This is a genomic window from Rhizobium lentis (genome assembly GCF_017352135.1).
GTDB classification, from domain to species: Bacteria; Pseudomonadota; Alphaproteobacteria; order Rhizobiales; family Rhizobiaceae; genus Rhizobium; species Rhizobium lentis.
In genome coordinates, this window is the sequence record NZ_CP071454.1 from 3,500,662 (window position 1) to 3,521,210 (window position 20,549).

Sequence of the window (20,549 nt, forward strand, 5' to 3'; positions counted from 1 at the left end):
CAGCATCATGGCGGAAATCGTATCCTTCCCGGACGCAGACAGGGCGGTTGGATTGTTGGTCCGCTCACTGCGCCACGGCGTGCTGCGGCTCGTGCTGAATGACCCGCCGGCCAACGCGCTTTCGATCGCGCTTCTCGAAGCGCTGGTGGCCGAACTTGAGAAGGCCGCGTCGGATGCCGATGTGCGCGTCGTCGTCATCGCCTCGACCGGCAATGTCTTTTCCGCCGGCCATGACCTCAAGGAGATGACGGCCCATCGCGCCGATGAAGATCAGGGAGCCGCTTTCTTCGAAAGGAGCTTCCGGCTCTGCGCCGATCTCATGCTGAAGATCGCGCATCTGCCGAAGCCTGTTATTGCCGAGGTCGACGGTCTGGCAACGGCTGCCGGCTGCCAGCTCGTTGCCTCCTGCGATCTGGCAATCTGCACCGACAGTTCGACATTCTGCACGCCGGGCGTCAACATCGGCCTGTTCTGCTCGACGCCGATGGTGGCTGTTTCCCGTGCCGCTCATCGCAAGCAGGCGATGGAGATGCTTTTGACCGGCGAGACGATCGACGCCTCGACCGCCAAGGATTTCGGTCTCGTCAATCGTATCGTGCCGAAGCAGTATCTGGCGCAGGTGGTTGCCAAATATGCAGCCGTGATCGCCGGAAAATCGCCATTGATCCTGAAAATCGGCAAGGAAGCTTTTTACCAGCAGCTCGAACTGCCGGCGGAGGCAGCCTATGATTGTGCCGTGAGGGTGATGGTGGAGAATATGCTGGTGCGGGATGCGCAGGAAGGGATCGGTGCCTTCCTCAGCAAGCGCAAGCCGGAATGGAAGGGCGAATGATTAGGCCAGCTTCAGAACCAGCACGCCGATCGCGATGACGACGCCGGCGACGTAACGCCAGATGCCGGCTTTTTCCTTGAATACGACGACAGAGATCACCAGCGCAAAGAGGATCGCGGTTTCCCGCAGCGCGGCAACCGTCGCAACCGGCGCCCTCGTCATCGCCCAGAGCGCCAACCCGTAGGATGCAATCGAGCCCGCGCCGCCGATAAGGCCGCGCCACCAGTTGAGACGAACGTGACGCACCACTGTCAAGCTGCCGCGCTGGGACGCCGCCCAGCTAAACAGCAGTATGGGCGGCAGCAGCGACATCCACAACGTATAGGAAACCGCATTGCCTGAAAGGCGTGCGCCGATACCGTCGACATAAGTGTAGGTGGCGATGACGAAGGCATTGGCAATGGACAAGGCGACCGCACGGCCGCTGTTGCGCCGGGCCTCCACGGCGAGCGTCAGCACTCCGGCCGAAATCGTCACGATGCCGGCGAGAGTGGCGCCGGAAAGATTTTCCCGCAGGACGATACCGCTTGTCGCGGCGATCAGCAACGGCGCGCAGCCACGCATGAGCGGATAGACGAGACCGATGTCGCCGGCCCGGTAGGCGGCGGCGACCAGTTGGAAATAGGCGAACTGCAGAATGGCCGAGGCGCCGATAAACGGCCAGGCCTCGCTTTGTGGCAACGGCAGAAATGCCAGAAACGGCAATGCCGATACCGCACCGCCGGCCGAAATCAGCGCCGCATCAAGCGATTTATCGCTTCCCGCTTTGACGATCGCGTTCCATGTCGCATGCAGCAACGCGCCGAACAGAACAAGCAGGATGACGTCGAGAGGCAAAGCATAAATCCGGTGCTGTAGGGGAAAATAAAGCACGCTTCGCCCGGACAGGGCAACTTCTGGAAAGACAACTGGAATTTGCACGAAAGGCATCGCCGCGGTCGCGGATCTGTCTCTCTTTCCCCTACCACCCTTTCAATACTCAAACAATGGAGGCACCGGCCGACAATTTTTACGTGCGCGCGATATGCGTTCAATCAAAGCGATCTTCGCAACTATGAGATGTTTCTAATGGAAGCGAGAACGTAACGGGATATTATAGAGAACAAAAAAAGAAATCAGTCGGAGACTTCCCTGATCGGATCTTTCTATGTTGCTGAAATACAGATATTATTCTATAACTTTGACATATGCGAAAAATGAAGCTTTTGATTGTGTTTTGCAAAAGAAATCGCAGCGCGGGATTGAGCCGGAGGCCTTTCGCAAACGTGAAAGGCGCATGGTCCTTGTCAGGCCACGGAGGCAAAAATATCACAGCTGATGATGCGGAACGAAAAGCATCCCGTCAAGGTTGTCGATGCTTTGGCAGTTCAGGACCGGGCAGCGGGGATCGTCCTTTGAGGGGATATGCGTCCACTCCGCATAATCGGTCGCATCGCAATAATTGCTGTTGCGCACGTAGCGATCATAGAGCGGCAGCCCGCGGGGAGATTGGTAGCGGAAGATGACGGCGCCCTGATTGTGGATGGCGGCGCGCACGCTGGCGCAGCTCATGGTGAGCGGATTGTAGCGCGAGATCGCCACTGCCGGCGATGCGGCGAGCACTAGCGTGAGGGCAAGAGCAATTTTTCTCATTGAATCATCCTCAAGGCCATTCCACTCATATATACGGAAAACATGTGCGGCCGGTTCACGAACATGCAAAAAAAACATGCCGGCCGGCTCAAGGCACCCCGGAATGGAGAAACGGATATGAATCACGACCTCTACACCGATGATTTCCTCGCCGGAATACTGCACTCGGTAAAGACCATCGCGCTGACGGGTGCCTCGCCGAATCCGGCCCGGCCGAGCAACGGCGTCATGGGCTATCTGCTGTCGCGCGGTTACGAGGTGATACCTGTCAATCCGGGGCAGGCGGGCAAGCAGATTCAGGGCCGCACCGTCTACGCCCGGCTTGCCGACATTCCTGTGGCGATCGATATGGTCGACGTCTTTCGTGCCTCTGAATATCTCGACGGGGTCGTCGAGGAGGCGTTGGCGCTGAGGCCGTTGCCGAAGGTTATCTGGTCTCAGCTTGGCGTCCGCGACGATGCGGCGGCGGCAAAGGCGGAAGCAGCCGGCGTTAAAGTGGTGATGAACCGCTGCCCGGCGATCGAATATCCTCGGCTCATTGCCTGAACAGGGCTGCCCTGAGACGGATTTTCCACCGAACGCCCGCGGGTTGAAACGGATCGCGATTAACTTTCGCCAGCGACAGGCTATGATCCCGCCGTCAGCAACAAACTGGAGGACGCCATGGCGAAGAATGATCCGGGATTCAACACCTTGGCGGTCCACGCCGGCGCGCAGCCCGACCCGGCGACCGGCGCGCGGGTGACGCCGATCTACCAGACGACCGCTTTCGTCTTCAACGATTCCGACCATGCCGCCGCCCTCTTCGGCCTGCAGGCCTTCGGCAATATCTACACCCGCATCATGAACCCCACGCAGGCCGTGCTCGAGGAGCGCGTCGCCGCGCTCGAGGGCGGCACGGCAGCCCTTGCCGTCGCTTCCGGCCACGCGGCGCAAATGATCGTCTTCCACACCATCATGCGCCCGGGCGAAAATTTCGTCGCCGCCCGCAAACTCTACGGCGGCTCGATCAATCAGTTCGGCCATGCTTTCGAGAATTTCGGCTGGCAGGTGCGCTGGGCCGATTCTGACGATCCGGCAAGCTTCGAAAGCCAGATCGACGACAAGACGCGGGCCATCTTCATCGAAAGCCTTGCCAATCCGGGTGGCACCTTCGTCGATATCGCCGCCATCGCCGACGTCGCGCATCGCCACGGCCTGCCGCTGATCGTCGACAATACGATGGCAACACCCTATCTCATCCGTCCGATCGAGCACGGCGCCGATATCGTCGTGCATTCGCTGACGAAATTTCTCGGCGGTCACGGCAATTCGATGGGCGGCCTCATCGTCGACGGCGGCACCTTCGATTGGTCGAAGTCAGGCAACTATCCAATGCTGTCGAGCCCGCGGCCGGAATATAACGGCATGGTGCTGCACGCGACCTTCGGCAATTTCGCCTTCGCGATCGCCGCCCGCGTGCTCGGCTTGCGCGACCTTGGGCCGGCGATCTCGCCCTTCAACGCCTTCCTGATCCTGACCGGCATCGAAACGCTGCCGCTTAGAATGCAGCGCCACAGCGACAATGCCATCGCTGTCGCCCGGTGGCTGCGGGCGCACAGCAAGATCGCCTGGGTGAATTATGCCGGTCTGGAAGACGATCCGAACCACGCCCTGCAGCAGCGCTATTCGCCGAAGGGCGCAGGCTCGGTCTTCACCTTCGGCGTCAAGGGCGGTTATGAGGCTGGCAAGACGCTGGTCGAGGGGCTTGAGCTCTTCTCCCACCTGGCCAATATCGGCGACACCCGCTCGCTCGTCATCCATCCCGCTTCGACGACGCACCGGCAGTTGAGCGACGAGCAGAAGGTCGCCGCCGGTGCCGGACCTGACGTGGTGCGCCTTTCCATCGGCATCGAGGACGTCAAGGACATCATCGCCGATCTCGAACAGGCCCTCTCCAAGATCTGATTGTCCTTGTCAGAAAAGGGGCAGCTGTTGCACCTGACGTTGGAGTTACTTGTCCAACGCCGGAGACATCGATTGAATTGACGTCCAGGGCTCCGTGAGCCCGGAATATACGATGTTGAGATACGGTGACGCCGTCATCGCGATCAATTCGCGAAGCGTCCTTTCGCGCGATCATCCATTACGCATTGAAATCGGCGATAGGGTCGGCCTCGGCGTCGAGATCGTCTTGAAGGTCGCCAATGTTGAGAATGCTTATCGCAAGGCGAAAGAGAGCGGCTGGCCGCTTTCGGCCCTTGCCAAGCAGCCCTGGGGACTGCGCGACTTTCGCCTTGTCGATCCCGACGGCTATTATGTCAGAGTGAGCAGCAACCACACGAACTGAACGGTCGATGGCGGCAGCGTAAGCGTCGTTCCAAACGGACAGCCGCTTTGCCTCCGCGGTCACTAGTCGCGAATTCCGTCGTATCAGCAGAGCGCTCCGACAAAGGTCGTGGAACGCCCTTTCTTTTGTATATCCGGCACTGCGCGTTCAAGCAGTTTTATCACGCCGTTCTCAATTCCAAATTTTAAAAAAGCGCGTATATTGCAAGTGAGGTTGCAGTAACCATGCCTTGAGGGGTCGGGGACAATGTGCTGGAATACATCATCGGCATTCACGCCGGTCGCGCTCGCTCTGCGCGGTCCGGCGACGCGTAAGATCGTCCGGACGCTGGGGGATGCGGCATATCTCCTGATCAACGACTGGCCTTCCGATGATGGCGAGGAATATGTCGCTGCCGTAAAAGCCTGCGTCGACGCAATTAGTGGAAAAATTGCCCCGGAACGGTTCCGGGAAGCGCTTTTGCGTGCGGCCGACGAAGCGGGTATCGCGGCTCTCACCGTCGTCCAGCCGGGAATAGGAGATCGGCGACCGGACCTGCACTCAGGCGCGCCAAGATAGCCTGCAATTCAAGAGGCTGCTCGAGTCCACCGCTCTGGCAGGAGAATAGTCGCCGCCATGGCCACGCCGATACCTGCAATCCCTTTCCTTGCAGTCCGTCCGGCGGTAAGGAAATGGACCCCGGTGCCAGCGTCACGCGTGCGACGAGATAGAAAATTGCAAACGCGCCAGCCTATGCTGCGTACACTGATATCGGAGAGGTCCAGTATGGCCGTGGCGAATTTCATCACCTTCAACATCGATGGCATCGAACCCGAGTTCGGCGCGCCGAAGCCTGAGCGGATCATCTTCGGCAATCCGCAATTTCGGACCTGGAATCTGGAGGAGGCCGAAGGCGGCCTCTATTCCGGCATCTGGGAGGCGACGTCAGGCAAGTGGCGGATCGTTTACGAGGAGTGGGAATATTTCAGCCTGCTATCCGGTCATTCGATTGTCACGGAAGACGGTGGTGAGCCGGTTCATCTGAAGGCGGGCGACCGGATGATCCTCAGACCCGGCTTCAAGGGAACCTGGGAAGTCGTTGAAACGACTCGCAAGGACTACGTGATCAAGATTTGAGCAGCTGCGGATCGGCTGCGACGATGTCGGGCCTGTCCCGGTTTGCGGCGACTATCGTCCGTCTTTCCTGAAATAGCGGCCCCTCTTTCCGGAATGGTCGGCATTTAATCAATTTCATTAACGGTGCATATATCGTCACATGGTAGAGGTTATCTGCAGCGCATTGCGGACATGAAGTCTCCTGCCGTCACCATAGACATGGCCTTGCAGTTCATCTTTTCGGGATTGGCATGTCGTCGAATCTTGCGGGTAGGCACGTTCGGACCCAAACGTCTTCCATCATAGCGACAACCGTTTTCTTCCTCGTCGTCGCGCTCGTGCTGACCGGCCTCATGGCGCATGTCGTCGCTGCGATGACCCGGTCGGCGAATGAAATCGACGATGCCAGGGCCAGTCGCGCCGCCCGTGCGTCAATCGCGGCCTTTGTCAGTCGTCTGAGCGCGACAACGACGGACAACGCCGTATGGGATGATGCCTATAAGTCGATCGCATCTCCCGGCGCTGCCGATTGGGCCTATGAGAACTGGGGCAAAACCAGCGAGGATTACCCACTCTATGACGGCGCGATTGTCGTCGGTCCCGACCGCTCCTCGATCGTCTCCGCCTATGCCAAAGGCAAACCCTTCCAGCCGAGCGTCTTTTTCGGCGATGCCTTTTACCACCAGATCAACACAGCTGCCGATTTCGGACAGACGCCGGTGGTCAATTTCGTCAAGACCGAAAAGGGCATCGCGCTGATCGCGTCACAGGCAATCCAGCCTTATGAAGCGGAAGGCGAGCTCCCGAAGCTGAGCGTGCTGAGCTTCTACAAGGAATTCAATTCGGAAGTTCTCGGCACGCTTTCGAACGAACACGAACTCGCGGGGCTGCGCCTTTCAGCCGCCCCCCAGCCGGGCCTGCTGAACACACCGATCACGGATATGAGGGGTCGGGTCATCGGCCATCTCGTTTGGCCGAGCAAAGCGCCGGGAAGCACCGTGTTCCGACAGGTCTATCCCTATATTGCAGCCGCTATCGTCATCCTCGTGCTGTTCCTGGCCGGCGTTCTGCTGGTGGGCGCCTCCGAGGCGCGGCGCCTGCGCCAACTGGCGCAAGCAGCTATTTTCGAAGCGAACCATGATAGCCTGAGCGGCCTCTTGAACAGGCATGGTCTTCTCGCCCTGCTGGAAGAGCTGGAAGTCTCGGATTATTGCCCGCCTCGGCTCTATCTGGTCGATCTCGACGGTTTCAAGGCGGTGAACGATGCCTGGGGACATGCAGTGGGGGATGAGCTGATCCGGCTCGTGTCGAACGCGCTGATCGCCTGCCACCCCGACGTCGTAGCTGTGGCGCGGCTCGGAGGCGACGAATTCGCGCTGGTGCAGGTCGGAACCGCCGCGCGCGGAGAGATAGAAGAGACCATTCTTTCGCTGTTCGCCGAGCCCTTCAAAATCGACGGTCGGACGATCGAAGTTGGCGCCAGTATCGGCGCTGCAACGCACGACCGAGACATGCCGCCTTTGGAGCTTCTCCGCAGGGCCGATATGGCGCTCTATCGCGCCAAGGAAAATGGCAGAGGCCGGGCGATCGAATACGATCCCGAACTCGATCGGGAGCGCCAAAGGATCGCCGAGCTGGAAAGTCTGTTGAAGAGCGCCATCGGCAATGGCACCATCGAAGCCGTCTTCCAACCCCTCGTCTCTGCGACGACTGGCGCTGTCACCGGTCTTGAAGCGTTGGCCCGCTGGCGGACTGCGACAGGAAATGTCAGCCCGGAGATTTTCATTCCGCTTGCCGAACGATGCGGCCTCATCGATGCGCTCGGCAGCCATATGCTGAAAACATCGATCGAGCATGCCAAGAACTGGCCCGGTCTGGCACTGTCGGTCAACGTTTCGCCGGTCCAGCTCTGCAATCCGGAATTTGCCGCCGAAGTGATCTCGCTCCTGCAGGAACTCGATTTCGATCCGAGCCGCCTGACGTTGGAAATCACCGAAGGCGTCCTCATGACAAATCCGGATCAGGCCAGGCGGTCGATAGATCACCTCAAGCAGGTCGGTATCAAATTCGCGCTCGACGACTTCGGCTGCGGCTATGCAAGCATTGGCGCATTGCGGCAGTTTGGTTTTGATCGGATGAAGATCGACCGCTCGCTGGTCTCCGCTCTCGACCAGGCCTCGAATGGCGCCGATGTTCTCAAGGCGACCATCGCTCTGGCAACCGCCCTGCAGATTCCCGTCACAGCAGAAGGCATCGAGAATATCCGCCAGGCAGCGATCTTGCGGGAGGCCGGCTGCGATCAGCTGCAAGGCTATTTGATGGGAAAACCCATGTCGGCGCGCGACATATCCAGCAAACTTCAAGAACAGGCGGCGTAAAGCAGCGGGATTGCCGCATTACGCTGCGTCGGGGCTTCCGCTGAGATTTACCAGCCGCCGAAGGTCAAATGGGCTGAAGACGACATCACCCGACGTTACAGCTGACCCGCGATCCCGAACGCATCACCATCGAAGATCCAGCCGGTCGAGCCCGTGGAAATGATAGACATCCTTGACGACAGGTGTCTTCGCCAGCGCGAGGCCGGCAAGCCGTTCGAACAGGATCGGCAGCACGACGTTGAGCTCCAGCCGGGCCAGCGGCGCGCCGATGCAGAAATGGATGCCGGCCCCGAAAGAGAGGTTTGGCGCCTCGTTGCGGTCGGGCTGGAAGGCGAGGGGATCGGTGAATTTCGCCGGATCGAGATTGGCGGCGGCGAGGATAAGGCTCACCTTGTCGCCGCGCTTCAAGGAGACACCGTCGATCTCCGCGGGCTCGAGCGCCCAGCGCTGGAAGATGTGGACGGGCGCGCAGATGCGCAGCGTCTCCTCGACGGTACGCTCCGTCGCGGCTTCATCGTGAAAGAGGTCGGCCGGATCGCAACCGCTGTCGAGAATGGTGCGCACGGAATTGCCGATCTGGTGCACGGTCGCCTCATGGCCGGCATTAAGCAGGACGATCGTCGTCGAGATGAGCTCCTCCTCGGTGAGATACTGGCCCTTGTGCTCGGTGTGGATCATGTGAGTCAGCAGGTCGTCGCGCGGCTCAGCTCTGCGTTCCGCGATCACCGTCCGCACATAATCGGAAAATTCCCTGGCCGCCCGTTCGGCCTCTTCTTCCTGTTGGCGGGTGCGGCCAAACATGTACATGCGGACATAGGCGTGCGACCAGGCGAGCAACTGCGGCCCCATCTCCTCGGGGATGCCGATCATGCGGGCAATCATGGTCACCGGGATGACGTCGGCAAAGGCCGAGAGCAACTCGACTTCGCGCTTGCCGGCGAAGCTGTCGATCAGCCGGTTGGCAAGCGCAGCAAGATCAGGTTTCATCTTCTCGACATGGCGCGAGACGAAGGCGCGGTTGACGAGCGTGCGCAGCCGCGTGTGTTCCGGCGGTTCGAGCTCGAGCAGGGAGTAGCGTTCCGAGAGATCGAAACGTTCAAGATGCGGCATTGGCTCGGCAAGGCCGAGCTCCTCGCGGCTGGCGATATGCAGGATCTGCCGGCCGAAGCGGCGGTCGCGCAGCAGCCCGTTCACATGGTCGTAGCCAGTGAAGAACCACTGTTTCTGCTCGGTCCAGTAGAAGGTCGGGCAGTGGGCATGAAGCGCCGCATAGACTGCATTCGGATTGCCGTAGAAGGCCGGATTGCGGGCATCCAGCGACACATGTCGGCTGGCGCGGTCGATCGAAAGAAAGGGCGGTATCGTCATCCGTTGAGGCTTAACGGATTTGCCCGCCCTCGAAAAGATGCGCGTGAGGAGAGCCGGCGGCAAACGAGGCGCGCCCGATCGGACGCGCTGACCACATTAAGATCCGCGTCTAAGCCTGCGGATTGACTCAGTTTTCGGGCTTGCGGTTAGCCGGCCCGCGACAGCGCGCCCATGCGTCGCAACGCCTCGACCTGGTCGTCGACCGTCGGCACGAGTTCGCCGGCGGTGGTGCTCGGCGTGGCCGGCGCGGGCGCCGCCGCTTCCGCCTCACCGAAGGTGACCGTGCAATTGCGGCCGGCGGCCTTGGCCGCATAGAGCGCCCGATCGGCGGCCGAGATCAGCTTGTCGATATTGGCTTCGATCGAGGAGGCGAGGGCAATGCCGATACTGACCGTGACCGGAACGATCGCGTCGCCGGTGCTGACCGGAAGGCGGCAGAATTCGGTGCGGATCGCTTCGGCCACCGCCTCGGCTTCCGTCTGGTCCGCGACAGCCGCGAAGGCGGCGAATTCCTCGCCGCCCATGCGGCCGAAGATGTTGTTTGGGATATACTGGCGGGCCATGTGCGCGAAGTCGGTTAGCACGGCGTCGCCGGACTGGTGGCCGAAGCGATCGTTGACACGCTTGAAATGGTCGAGGTCGAAAAGGAATACCGCGACCTGCCGCTGTTCCCCATGGGCTCTCTCCTGGATGGATTCGAAATAGCCGAGCAGGCCGCGGCGGTTGAGCACGCCGGTGAGCGAATCGGTCAACGTCATTGCACGCAGATGCCGTTCGGAGCGCTCCATGACCAGTTTGCAGGTGAGCGCGAAGGCTATCGTCAGCAGGAAGGCGCTTGCCATGGCCGAGACGCCGCCGAGATTGGTCGCCTCGATATCGCTTGGCAGCGTCACCGCCATCGTCAGCGCCGAGCCGAAACAGAGGCAGCCCTGGATGACGAACACGCCCATCAGCTTGATGCGGGTGCGCTCGCGGCGCATGTCGCCGGCGGCGACCGCCATGGCCAGTGCCGTGGCACCGGTCGCCGAAGCGAGATTGTAGAGCACGACGCGGTTTGAATAATCGGTGTTGACCCAGGGCAGAAAGACCCCGGCCAGCCAAATTGCCGGCGGCAGCAGCGCCCACCATTCGATCTTCTTGCGGTCGAGTGCGAGAAAGCCTGCCACCCAGGCGCTCTGGCCGAGCAGGGCGATGGCATTGCCCGCCTCGATGGAAAACAGGCTGGGGATTTCGCCGCGCAATGAGATCATCGCAAAGCCGATGCCGGTCAGCAGGAAGCCGAGGCCCCAATAGAGATAGGCTTCGTTCCTGACGTTGTGGCGCCAGGCGACGAACAGCACCAAAGCGAGCGTCATGGCCTCCGAACACCAGATGGCGAGACCTGTAGCGATATTGAACACGGCAGCAACCCCTTGCCCGTCGGCCTTGTCTGTTGGCCTCGCATCCTTGCCGAGGAAGCTCGCCACTTCCTTAATGCCGTTGCACTGCGGCATGATTTTCGACCGGTATCTGGTGGTAGGCTTTCCGTTGGGTAAACGTGTGTGAGCACTGCCGAATGGAGTAATCTTTCCTTCATACTGCCACAGAGAAAAGTCGGGGGAGAGGGGGGCGAGGCCTCGCGGTCAACAGGCGTTTGCGGGAAAGAGGCTGCCGGTGCCGAAAGCTTCGCCGCCTTGCCCCGCCTTCTTAACGTTATCCCAATGCGTGTCTTGAAGAGGAGGGCAGGGACACTCTATGTAGGGATAAGACATTTTCTTTGATTCCCGGCGCATGCCGGCATGACGTTGACAAAGGACGCACATGAGAAACCCAGTTGATACCGCAATGGCCCTCGTGCCGATGGTCGTGGAACAGACCAACCGCGGTGAACGCTCCTACGACATCTATTCCCGCCTGTTGAAGGAACGCATCATCTTCCTGACGGGCGCTGTCGAGGATCACATGGCGACGCTCGTCTGCGCCCAGCTTCTCTTCCTCGAGGCGGAAAACCCGAAGAAGGAAATCGCTCTCTACATCAATTCTCCCGGTGGCGTCGTCACCGCCGGCATGGCGATCTACGACACGATGCAGTTCATCAAGCCTGCGGTTTCGACGCTCTGCATCGGCCAGGCCGCGTCCATGGGCTCGCTGCTCTTGGCCGCCGGCCACAAGGACATGCGCTTCGCCACGCCGAATTCCCGCATCATGGTTCACCAGCCTTCGGGCGGCTTCCAGGGCCAGGCTTCGGACATCGAGCGCCACGCCCGCGACATCCTCAAGATGAAGCGCCGCCTGAACGAGGTTTACGTCAAGCACACCGGCCGGACCTACGAGGAAGTTGAAAAAACGCTTGATCGTGACCATTTCATGGATGCGGACGAGGCCCAGGGCTGGGGCGTGATCGACAAGGTTCTGACCTCGCGTCTCGAGATGGAAGGCGAGCAGGCCTAGTAATTAATTGGGATGGTGTTTTTGCCGCCACAGTTCTATCTCATTTGTGATCGAACAAGGCTTTCATCCGGCGACGAAGACGCTAATAGTAACTATTAATGCTATGTTGAATTTTTATGACATAGCATTTGGCATTCGAAGGGGAATTCGTTGCCGCCGGAACCTGGACATGGTTGATTGGGACCGGTTCGTAGCCCCTGAAGCCCTTCTCGGCAAGGGCTCCCTAAACGGAGTACCGCCAGGAGCTGATAGAGTGGACCGCGATTTCGCCTTGAAATGCGGCGTGCTGGAAGGAAAGTGATATGAGCAAGGTCAGCGGCAGCAACGGCGGCGACTCCAAGAACACCCTCTATTGTTCGTTCTGCGGAAAGAGCCAGCACGAAGTCCGGAAACTGATTGCCGGACCGACCGTCTTCATCTGCGATGAATGCGTCGAATTGTGCATGGACATTATCCGCGAGGAGAATAAGTCCTCGATGGTCAAGTCCCGCGACGGCGTCCCGACGCCTCAGGACATCATCAAGGTCCTCGACGAATATGTCATCGGCCAGCGGCAGGCGAAGAAGATCCTGTCGGTCGCCGTTCACAACCATTACAAGCGCCTGGCGCACGCCTCCAAGAACGGCGAAGTCGAGTTGGCGAAGTCGAACATCATGCTGGTCGGCCCGACCGGCTGCGGCAAGACCTATCTTGCCCAGACGCTCGCCCGCATCATCGACGTCCCCTTCACCATGGCGGATGCGACGACGCTGACCGAGGCCGGTTATGTCGGCGAGGATGTCGAGAACATCATCTTGAAGCTCCTGCAGGCCGCCGACTACAATGTCGAGCGTGCGCAGCGCGGCATTGTCTATATCGACGAAGTCGACAAGATCTCGCGCAAGTCCGACAATCCGTCGATCACCCGCGACGTTTCGGGCGAGGGCGTCCAGCAGGCGCTCTTGAAGATCATGGAAGGCACGGTGGCTTCCGTGCCGCCGCAGGGCGGCCGCAAGCATCCGCAGCAGGAGTTCCTGCAGGTCGACACGACGAACATCCTGTTCATCTGCGGTGGCGCCTTCGCCGGCCTCGACAAGATCATCTCCGCCCGTGGCGAGAAGACTTCGATCGGCTTCGGCGCGACCGTGAAGGCCCAGGACGACCGCCGAGTCGGCGAAGTCCTGCGTGAACTGGAGCCGGAAGACCTGGTCAAGTTCGGCCTCATCCCCGAGTTCATCGGTCGTCTGCCGGTTCTGGCGACGCTCGAGGATCTCGACGAGGACGCGCTGATCCAGATCCTGTCCGAGCCGAAGAACGCGCTGATCAAGCAGTATCAGCGCCTGTTCGAGATGGAAGATGTGGAACTGACCTTCCACGAGGATGCCCTGCGCGAAATCGCCCGCAAGGCGATCGTGCGCAAGACCGGCGCCCGCGGCCTGCGCTCGATCATGGAGAAAATCCTGCTCGATACGATGTTCGAACTGCCGACGCTGGAAGGCGTGCGCGAGGTCGTCATTTCGGAGGAAGTGGTGCGCGGTTCGGCCCGTCCGCTCTACATCTATGCCGATCGTCAGGAAGAAAAAGCCAACGCATCCGCGTAGTCTCTTGGTTTTCGCACCATTATTTTAAGGGGCTTGCCTTCGGCAGGCCCCTTTCTATTTGAAAAACCGTACGAGGCGCTGTTAATATTTTGCCGGTGGGGACCGGAATTGCCTTTGCCGATGTTGCGCAAGGGGCGGTGCTTGGTAAAGATGCAGCGATTCCGTAAGCCTATTGCTGGCGTTGTATTTTAGCCGGGTCGGAAGTGGTAAGCGCCGGTCCAGCCACGCGCATCATAGTGTTGGCGTTCCGTTGTAATAAAGCTGTCACATCCGGGGAACGCGGGCGTTAGCGTGGCTTGAAAAGTGTAGTCAGAACCTCCACTTGTAGGCCAAGTGAGAGTGCCGGCCGGTCCCAAGCGGCCGTGCAGAGAGCCCGGTAACGGGACGATGGAAAGGACAAAAAATGACGAAGAAAACGTCTGTAGCGAGCAGCACTGCCTACCCTGTTCTACCCCTGCGCGACATCGTGGTTTTCCCGCATATGATCGTGCCGCTGTTTGTCGGACGGGAAAAGTCGATCCGTGCGCTCGAAGAGGTTATGGGCTCCGACAAGCAGATCATGCTGGTGACGCAGATCAACGCCAGCGACGATGATCCGGACCCTTCGGCGATCCACAATGTCGGCACCGTGGCAAACGTGCTGCAGCTCCTGAAGCTGCCCGACGGCACCGTCAAGGTTCTGGTCGAAGGCCGTGCGCGCGCCGAGATCGATACCTATACGAGCCGCGAGGATTTCTATGAGGCGCTCGGCCATGTGCTCGAGGAGCCACATGACGATCCGGTCGAACTGGAAGCCTTGTCGCGCTCGGTCGTTTCCGAATTCGAAAGCTATGTGAAGCTCAACAAGAAAATCTCGCCCGAAGTGGTCGGCGCGGCCAGCCAGATCGACGACTATTCCAAGCTCGCCGATACGGTCGCCTCGCATCTGTCGATCAAGATCACCGAGAAGCAGGAGATGCTGGAGACGACGAGCGTCAAGCAGCGTCTCGAAAAGGCGCTCGGCTTCATGGAAGGCGAGATTTCGGTTCTGCAGGTCGAAAAGCGCATCCGCTCGCGCGTCAAGCGCCAGATGGAGAAGACCCAGCGCGAGTACTACCTCAATGAGCAGATGAAGGCGATCCAGAAGGAACTCGGCGACGGCGAGGAAGGCCGCGACGAGATGAGCGAACTGGAAGAGCGCATCGCCAAGACCAAGCTGTCCAAGGAAGCCCGTGAAAAGGCCGATGCGGAGCTGAAGAAGCTGCGCCAGATGAGCCCGATGTCGGCCGAAGCCACGGTCGTTCGCAATTATCTGGATTGGCTGCTCGGCATCCCCTGGGGCAAGAAGTCGAAGATCAAGGCCGATCTCAACAATGCCGAGAAGATCCTCGAAGCCGATCACTTCGGTCTCGACAAGGTCAAGGAGCGCATTGTCGAATATCTGGCCGTGCAGGCCCGCGCCACCAAGATCAAGGGCCCGATCCTCTGCCTCGTCGGCCCTCCGGGCGTCGGCAAGACCTCGCTCGCCCAGTCGATCGCCAAGGCGACCGGCCGCGAGTATGTCCGCATGGCGCTCGGCGGTGTTCGCGACGAAGCCGAAATCCGCGGTCATCGCCGCACCTATATCGGCTCGATGCCCGGCAAGGTCATCCAGTCGATGAAGAAGGCGAAGAAGTCCAACCCGCTCTTCCTGCTCGACGAGATCGACAAGATGGGCATGGATTTCCGCGGCGACCCGTCCTCGGCCTTGCTCGAAGTGCTCGATCCGGCGCAGAACTCGACCTTCATGGACCATTACCTGGAAGTCGAATACGACCTGTCGGACGTGATGTTCATCACGACGGCGAACACGCTGAACATTCCGGCGCCCTTGATGGACCGCATGGAGATCATCCGTATCGCCGGCTACACCGAGGACGAAAAGCGTGAGATCGCCAAGCGGCACCTGCTGCCGAAGGCCATCAAGGAACATGCGTTGCAGCCGGAAGAGTTCTCGGTCAGTGACGACGCCCTGATGGCGATCAGCCAGCAATACACCCGTGAAGCCGGTGTCCGCAGCTTCGAACGCGAACTGATGAAGCTCGCCCGCAAGGCGGTCACCGAGATCATCAAGGGCAAGACGAAGTCCGTTCACGTGACGGCCGCCAACATCGCCGACTATCTGGGCGTCCCGCGCTTCCGCCATGGCGAAGCCGAGGGCGAGGATCAGGTCGGCGTCGTGACCGGTCTTGCCTGGACGGAAGTCGGCGGCGAGCTGTTGACCATCGAAGGCGTGATGATGCCGGGCAAGGGCCGTATGACGGTCACCGGCAATCTGAAGGACGTCATGAAGGAATCGATCTCGGCGGCGGCCTCTTATGTCCGCTCGCGCGCTGTCGATTTCGGCATCGAACCGCCGATGTTCGAAAAGAACGACATCCACGTGCACGTGCCGGAAGGTGCAACGCCGAAGGATGGTCCGTCGGCCGGTGTCGCCATGGCGACCGCCATCGTCTCGATCATGACCGGCATCCCGGTCAACAAGCATGTGGCCATGACCGGTGAAATCACCCTTCGCGGCCGTGTGCTGCCGATCGGCGGTCTCAAGGAAAAGCTGCTTGCAGCGCTTCGTGGCGGCATCAAGAAGGTGCTGATTCCGGAAGAAAACGCCAAGGATCTGGCGGAGATTCCGGACAACGTGAAGAACAGCATGGAGATCATCCCCGTCTCCCGGATGGGCGAGGTGATCAAGCATGCGCTGATCCGCCGGCCGGAGCCGATCGAGTGGGATGGCACCGTGGAAACGCCCGTCATCACTTCGGTCGAAGGTCTCGACGATTCGGGCGCGACCATAGCGCATTGAGCGGCATTTGCCACATTTGTGCCCAATTCGCGCAAAAGACGAGAAAAGGCTGGCGGAAACGCCAGCCTTTTTTGTGAAAACGTCATGGAGACGCTTGCTTTTCCCTGATTTGCAGGGCTTTTGGGTTTTCGGCGGGCCTGATGAAACCTATTCTGCGCCTAGCTTTAGATTTGAGTCGTTTCATACCATTTAGAAAGGGGTGGAAACATGAACAAGAATGAACTCGTGTCCGCAGTGGCCGAAAAGGCAGGACTGACGAAGTCTGACGCGGCTTCCGCTGTTGACGCGGTTTTCGACGTTGTCCAGGCCGAACTCAAGAACAAGGGCGATATCCGCCTCGCTGGTTTCGGCAGCTTCACCGTTTCTCATCGCGCTGCAACGAAGGGCCGCAACCCGTCGACCGGCGCTGAAGTCGACATTCCGGCCCGCAACGTGCCGAAGTTCACGCCCGGCAAGGGCCTGAAGGACGCCGTCAACGGCTGATTCATCATCCGCCGGCCGTAAACGAGAACGGCTGAGCAGGTTTTCGAGGGGTTCGGCGCTGCCGGACCCCTTTTGTTTTGCCGCTTGCCGTATGCAGCGCTTTGTCTTACCAACAATGCTGTTCTCAGGGCGGGGTGAAAGTCCCCACCGGCGGTAAGGGCTGCGGCCCGAGCCCGCGAGCGCCTTCCGAGGCTTTGACCGGGGAGGGGTCAGCAGATCCGGTGCGATTCCGGAGCCGACGGTTAAAGTCCGGATGAAAGAGAATGAGCATGGCTGCGTGCGGGCAGGGGACTGCCTGCCTCCGCATCCAGTCGTTCATGCGTCCTGATTTATGTTGGTCCCTGTTTTGGATGAAAGACATGAATCAGAATTCCCTTGCAATCCCGCGTTCCCGCGCCTTTGCCGGCGCAGCCTTCATGGTGCTTGGAGGCGTGGCCTTCTCGCTCCTCAATGTCGTCACCCAGTGGCTGACGATGACGCTTGCCTTTCCGCCGGCTTCTGCGGCCTTCTGGCAATATGCCTTCGCCTTCCTTTTCTCCTTGCCCTTCCTGCGGAAGGCAGGCCTTTCGGCCATGCGCACGGATTATCCCTGGCGGCATGTCGTGCGGGTCGTCTTTGCCGCGCTTGGCGTCGAGGCCTGGGTGTCCGGCCTTGCCTTGGTGCCGATCTGGCAGGCCATCGCCCTTGTCATGACCTCGCCCTTCTTCATCATCCTCGGCGCCCGCCTGTTCCTCGGCGAACGCGTCGGCCCGGCCCGCTGGGCGGCGACCGGCGTCGGCTTTGCCGGCGCTATGATCATCCTGCAGCCATGGTCGGACAACTTCACCTGGGCGGCATTGCTGCCGGTGCTCTCGGCGCTGCTCTGGGGCGCCTCGTCGCTCATCACTAAGAGCCTGACCGGCATCGAAAAGCCGGAAACGATCACCGTCTGGCTGCTGGTTCTGCTGACGCCGGTCAATGGCGGGCTGGCGCTTGCGGCGGGCTTTGCCGTGCCGACGGGCGCGACGCTCGCGCTCTTCCTTCTGGCCGGCCTCCTGACGGTCGTGGCGCAATATCTGCTGACCCTTGCCTATGCCAGCGCGGATGCCGCCTATGTCCAGCCCTTCGACGATCTGAAGCTGCCGCTAAACGTGCTCGCCGGCTGGCTTTTCTTTGGCTATGCGCCGGCCGGTTATCTCTGGCTGGGAGCCGCGCTCATCCTTTCTGCCTCTCTCTTCATCATGCGAAGTGAGATGCGCCGGGAAAGGAAGGAGACTGACGTAAACCTCTGAAATCTCGCGGGCTGTCATGTCTCTGTCATGGCAGTCCCTCAAAAAACCTCTGTTCGATCTTTTCGACATTGGGGGATTTCATGACAAATTCATCGCGCAAGGCAGCGTTTGCTGCCGTGCTTCTCGCCTCCGTTGCCGTCCCGGCCGCGGCCGAGCCAGTTTTCAACCGCATCGCCTCTTTCCCGGTCGCCCAGAACCTGCCGGCCGACAAGGACAGGCTTTCGCCGACTTCGGCCGAAATCGTCACCGCGACCGATGACGGCAAGACGCTGATCTATAGCGACAGCCCGCTCGGTGCGATCGGCTTCATCGACATTACCGACGCCAGGGCCCCGAAGGCTGACGGTGCGATGATGACGGACGGCGAACCGACATCGGTCACCTCGAGCGCCGGCAAGGTGCTTGTTGCCGTCAACACTTCCGAAAGCAAGGCCAAACCCTCCGGCCGCCTCGCGATCGTCGACGTGGCGACGAAAAAGATTGAGCACACCTGCGATCTCGGCGGTCAGCCGGATTCGATCGCCCTCAACAAGGACAAGACGCTCGGCGCCATCGCGATCGAAAACGAGCGCGACGAAGACGTCAACGACGGCAAGATCCCACAGATGCCGGCCGGCGATCTCGTTGTCTTCCAGCTCAAGAACGGCACAGTCGATTGCGGCACCATCAAGCATGTGGCGCTGAGCGGTCTTGCCGGCGTCGCGCCCGAGGATCCGGAGCCGGAATTCGTCGCCTTCAACGGTCTGAACGAAATTGCGCTGACGCTGCAGGAAAACAACGAGATCGTCATCATCGATGCCAACACGGCTCAGGTAAGACGCACTTCAGCGCCGGCAGCGTCGATCTCTCGGGCATCGACACCAAGCGCGACGGCGCTCTGAAATTCGCGGGCGAATCCAAGGGCGTGCTGCGTGAGCCGGACGCCGTGAAGTGGCTTGACGACAACCGCCTCGTCGTTGCCAATGAAGGCGATTACCAAGGTGGATCGCGCAGCTTCACCATCTTCGACAAGACGGGCAAGCTTCTCTACGAAGCGGGTGCATCCTTCGAACGCGCCGTCGCCCATCTCGGCCACTATCCGGAAAGCCGGTCAGGGTCGAAGGGCGTCGAGCCGGAGGGCCTCGAAGCCGCCAAGTTCGGCGAAGACCAGTATTTCTTCCTGCTCGCCGAGCGCGCCTCGGTTGTCGGCGTCTATAGGGATACAGGCGCCGATCCCGAACTCGTCCAACTGCTCCCGTCGGGCATTTCGCCTGAGGGCGCGGTCGCCATCCCAGAGCGCAATCTCTTGGCGACTGCCAACGAACTCGACCTCGGCAAGGATGGCGGCGCGCGCTCCCACGTGATGATCTACGAACGTTCGGAAGGCGAGAAGGCCTATCCGACGATCGTCTCCGCTGACAAGGACGGCAATCCGATCGGCTTCGCAGCTCTTTCGGGTCTCGCCGCCGTTCCGGGTAAACCAAGCATGCTCTACGCCGTCAGCGACAGCGTTCTCGGCTCGCAGCCGACGATTTACACGATCGATGCCGGCAAGAAACCGGCGGTCATCACCGACGCTCTCGTTGTTAAGCGTGACGGCGCTCCAGCTCAGAAGCTCGATATCGAGGGGATTGCGGCTGCCGGCGACGGGTCCTTCTGGCTCGCCTCGGAAGGCTACAGCGAGCGTCTCGTTCCGCATGCCCTCTACAACGTCAATGCCAAGGGCGATATCAAGGCCGAGATCGCCCTGCCGAAAGAACTCGCCGCCAACGAAATTCGCTATGGCTTCGAAGGCGTGACCATTGTCGGCAGCGGCGACGATGCCACGCTCTGGATGGCGGTCCAGCGCGAGTGGGGTGACGACGAAAAGGGCTTCGTCAAACTCGTCTCCTACAATCCGAAGAAGAAGGAATGGGGGGCAGTGCGCTATCCGCTCGACAAGGCGGAAAGCGGCTGGGTCGGCCTGTCGGAAATCTCCGCCCAGGGTGACAGCGTCTACATCATCGAGCGCGACAACCTCGTCGGCGACGCCGCCAGGCTGAAGAAACTTTACAAGGTGGCGATCTCTGAGCTGAAGCCCGCCAAGCTCGGGACCGAGCTGCCCGTTGTGAAGAAGACCGAAGCCCACGACTTCCTCGGCGAACTGAAGACCGCGACCAACGGCTATGTGCTCGACAAACTCGAAGGCTTCACCTTCGACGCATCGGGCAAGGCCTATGGTGTGACCGACAATGACGGCGTGAGCGACTCTTCGGGCGAAACCTTGTTCTTCCCGGTCGACCTGACCGCCACGAACTGAGTTCGCGTTCCCACGAAACTGAAAGGCCGGGTTTTGGTCCCGGCCGTTTTCA

15 protein-coding genes, 2 pseudogenes and 1 riboswitch are annotated in these 20,549 nt (G+C 60.3%); of the genes and pseudogenes, 13 read left to right on the forward strand and 4 right to left on the reverse strand.

What is annotated here, in order from left to right:
* Positions 1–7: 7 nt before the first annotated feature.
* The gene (locus tag J0663_RS16795; RefSeq protein ID WP_207241419.1) at positions 8–832 is read left to right on the forward strand and encodes an enoyl-CoA hydratase; all 825 of its coding nucleotides are present in this window, start codon (positions 8–10) and stop codon (positions 830–832) included.
* On the opposite strand, the gene J0663_RS16800 is transcribed toward J0663_RS16795, so the two are convergent.
* The gene (locus J0663_RS16800) at positions 833–1,669 is read right to left on the reverse strand and encodes an EamA family transporter (protein ID WP_207241420.1); all 837 of its coding nucleotides are present in this window, start codon (positions 1,667–1,669) and stop codon (positions 833–835) included. It abuts the gene before it with no gap.
* 471 nt (positions 1,670–2,140) lie between these two features.
* Positions 2,141–2,464 carry a hypothetical protein gene (locus J0663_RS16805; RefSeq protein ID WP_207241421.1) on the reverse strand — a complete coding sequence of 108 codons (324 nt, stop codon included), beginning with the start codon at positions 2,462–2,464 and terminating at the stop codon, positions 2,141–2,143.
* 117 nt (positions 2,465–2,581) lie between these two features.
* On the opposite strand from J0663_RS16805, the gene J0663_RS16810 reads away from it, so the two are divergent.
* The 6 genes and pseudogenes from J0663_RS16810 to J0663_RS16835 all read left to right on the forward strand — a co-directional run bounded on the left by J0663_RS16810 (position 2,582) and on the right by J0663_RS16835 (position 8,266).
* Positions 2,582–3,010 carry a CoA-binding protein gene (locus J0663_RS16810; protein WP_207241423.1) on the forward strand — a complete coding sequence of 143 codons (429 nt, stop codon included), beginning with the start codon at positions 2,582–2,584 and terminating at the stop codon, positions 3,008–3,010.
* A 117-nt stretch (positions 3,011–3,127) separates the two neighbouring features.
* Positions 3,128–4,411 (forward strand): O-acetylhomoserine aminocarboxypropyltransferase, encoded by a 1,284-nt coding sequence (locus tag J0663_RS16815; protein WP_207241424.1) that lies wholly within the window; start codon positions 3,128–3,130, stop codon positions 4,409–4,411.
* A gap of 79 nt (positions 4,412–4,490) precedes the next feature.
* Positions 4,491–4,793 (forward strand): annotated as a pseudogene (locus J0663_RS16820) (VOC family protein); the annotation flags it as partial.
* A gap of 246 nt (positions 4,794–5,039) precedes the next feature.
* A complete protein-coding gene (locus tag J0663_RS16825; protein WP_207241425.1) occupies positions 5,040–5,351 on the forward strand; it encodes a DUF982 domain-containing protein in 312 nt (103 codons plus the stop codon).
* 207 nt (positions 5,352–5,558) lie between these two features.
* Positions 5,559–5,909, forward strand: a complete 351-nt coding sequence (locus J0663_RS16830; protein WP_207241426.1) for a cupin domain-containing protein — start codon at positions 5,559–5,561, stop codon at positions 5,907–5,909.
* 230 nt (positions 5,910–6,139) lie between these two features.
* Complete coding sequence (locus J0663_RS16835; protein WP_207241428.1) at positions 6,140–8,266, forward strand: bifunctional diguanylate cyclase/phosphodiesterase; 2,127 nt, start codon at positions 6,140–6,142, stop codon at positions 8,264–8,266.
* Between the two features lie 123 nt (positions 8,267–8,389).
* Here the strand turns inward: J0663_RS16835 and J0663_RS16840 are convergent, their stop codons facing one another.
* Both J0663_RS16840 and J0663_RS16845 read right to left on the reverse strand, forming a co-directional pair.
* The gene (locus J0663_RS16840; protein ID WP_207241429.1) at positions 8,390–9,634 is read right to left on the reverse strand and encodes a cytochrome P450; all 1,245 of its coding nucleotides are present in this window, start codon (positions 9,632–9,634) and stop codon (positions 8,390–8,392) included.
* A 146-nt stretch (positions 9,635–9,780) separates the two neighbouring features.
* The gene (locus J0663_RS16845; protein ID WP_207244525.1) at positions 9,781–11,034 is read right to left on the reverse strand and encodes a GGDEF domain-containing protein; all 1,254 of its coding nucleotides are present in this window, start codon (positions 11,032–11,034) and stop codon (positions 9,781–9,783) included.
* A gap of 400 nt (positions 11,035–11,434) precedes the next feature.
* Between J0663_RS16845 and clpP the strand changes: the two genes are divergently transcribed.
* The 6 genes and pseudogenes from clpP to J0663_RS16875 all read left to right on the forward strand — a co-directional run bounded on the left by clpP (position 11,435) and on the right by J0663_RS16875 (position 20,497).
* Positions 11,435–12,064: an ATP-dependent Clp endopeptidase proteolytic subunit ClpP gene (gene clpP, locus J0663_RS16850; protein WP_003573944.1), complete on the forward strand. Its 630-nt coding sequence runs from the start codon at positions 11,435–11,437 to the stop codon at positions 12,062–12,064.
* Positions 12,065–12,366: 302 nt separating this feature from the next.
* Positions 12,367–13,644, forward strand: a complete 1,278-nt coding sequence (gene clpX, locus J0663_RS16855) for an ATP-dependent Clp protease ATP-binding subunit ClpX (protein ID WP_004680013.1) — start codon at positions 12,367–12,369, stop codon at positions 13,642–13,644.
* Positions 13,645–14,047: 403 nt separating this feature from the next.
* Positions 14,048–16,465, forward strand: coding sequence for an endopeptidase La (gene lon, locus J0663_RS16860; RefSeq protein ID WP_207241430.1), 2,418 nt, complete (start codon positions 14,048–14,050; stop codon positions 16,463–16,465).
* Positions 16,466–16,672: 207 nt separating this feature from the next.
* Positions 16,673–16,948, forward strand: coding sequence for a DNA-binding protein HupB (hupB, locus tag J0663_RS16865; protein ID WP_003558438.1), 276 nt, complete (start codon positions 16,673–16,675; stop codon positions 16,946–16,948).
* 116 nt (positions 16,949–17,064) lie between these two features.
* A riboswitch (FMN riboswitch) is annotated at positions 17,065–17,217 on the forward strand.
* A gap of 81 nt (positions 17,218–17,298) precedes the next feature.
* Positions 17,299–18,219, forward strand: a complete 921-nt coding sequence (locus tag J0663_RS16870; RefSeq protein ID WP_425504990.1) for a DMT family transporter — start codon at positions 17,299–17,301, stop codon at positions 18,217–18,219.
* An 80-nt stretch (positions 18,220–18,299) separates the two neighbouring features.
* Positions 18,300–20,497 (forward strand): annotated as a pseudogene (locus J0663_RS16875) (esterase-like activity of phytase family protein).
* The last annotated feature ends 52 nt before the right edge of the window (positions 20,498–20,549 follow it).

Excerpts from the sequence above, each read along its gene's own strand:
- J0663_RS16795 (WP_207241419.1), top strand. The coding sequence starts at position 8 with ATGGCGGAAATCGTATCCTTCCCGGACGCAGACAGGGCGGTTGGATTG.
- J0663_RS16805 (WP_207241421.1), bottom strand. The coding sequence starts at position 2,464 with ATGAGAAAAATTGCTCTTGCCCTCACGCTAGTGCTCGCCGCATCGCCG.
- J0663_RS16810 (WP_207241423.1), top strand. The coding sequence starts at position 2,582 with ATGAATCACGACCTCTACACCGATGATTTCCTCGCCGGAATACTGCAC.
- J0663_RS16815 (WP_207241424.1), top strand. The coding sequence starts at position 3,128 with ATGGCGAAGAATGATCCGGGATTCAACACCTTGGCGGTCCACGCCGGC.
- J0663_RS16825 (WP_207241425.1), top strand. The coding sequence starts at position 5,040 with ATGTGCTGGAATACATCATCGGCATTCACGCCGGTCGCGCTCGCTCTG.
- J0663_RS16830 (WP_207241426.1), top strand. The coding sequence starts at position 5,559 with ATGGCCGTGGCGAATTTCATCACCTTCAACATCGATGGCATCGAACCC.
- J0663_RS16835 (WP_207241428.1), top strand. The coding sequence starts at position 6,140 with ATGTCGTCGAATCTTGCGGGTAGGCACGTTCGGACCCAAACGTCTTCC.
- J0663_RS16840 (WP_207241429.1), bottom strand. The coding sequence starts at position 9,634 with ATGACGATACCGCCCTTTCTTTCGATCGACCGCGCCAGCCGACATGTG.
- clpP (WP_003573944.1), top strand. The coding sequence starts at position 11,435 with ATGAGAAACCCAGTTGATACCGCAATGGCCCTCGTGCCGATGGTCGTG.
- clpX (WP_004680013.1), top strand. The coding sequence starts at position 12,367 with ATGAGCAAGGTCAGCGGCAGCAACGGCGGCGACTCCAAGAACACCCTC.
- lon (WP_207241430.1), top strand. The coding sequence starts at position 14,048 with ATGACGAAGAAAACGTCTGTAGCGAGCAGCACTGCCTACCCTGTTCTA.
- hupB (WP_003558438.1), top strand. The coding sequence starts at position 16,673 with ATGAACAAGAATGAACTCGTGTCCGCAGTGGCCGAAAAGGCAGGACTG.
- J0663_RS16870 (WP_425504990.1), top strand. The coding sequence starts at position 17,299 with ATGAAAGACATGAATCAGAATTCCCTTGCAATCCCGCGTTCCCGCGCC.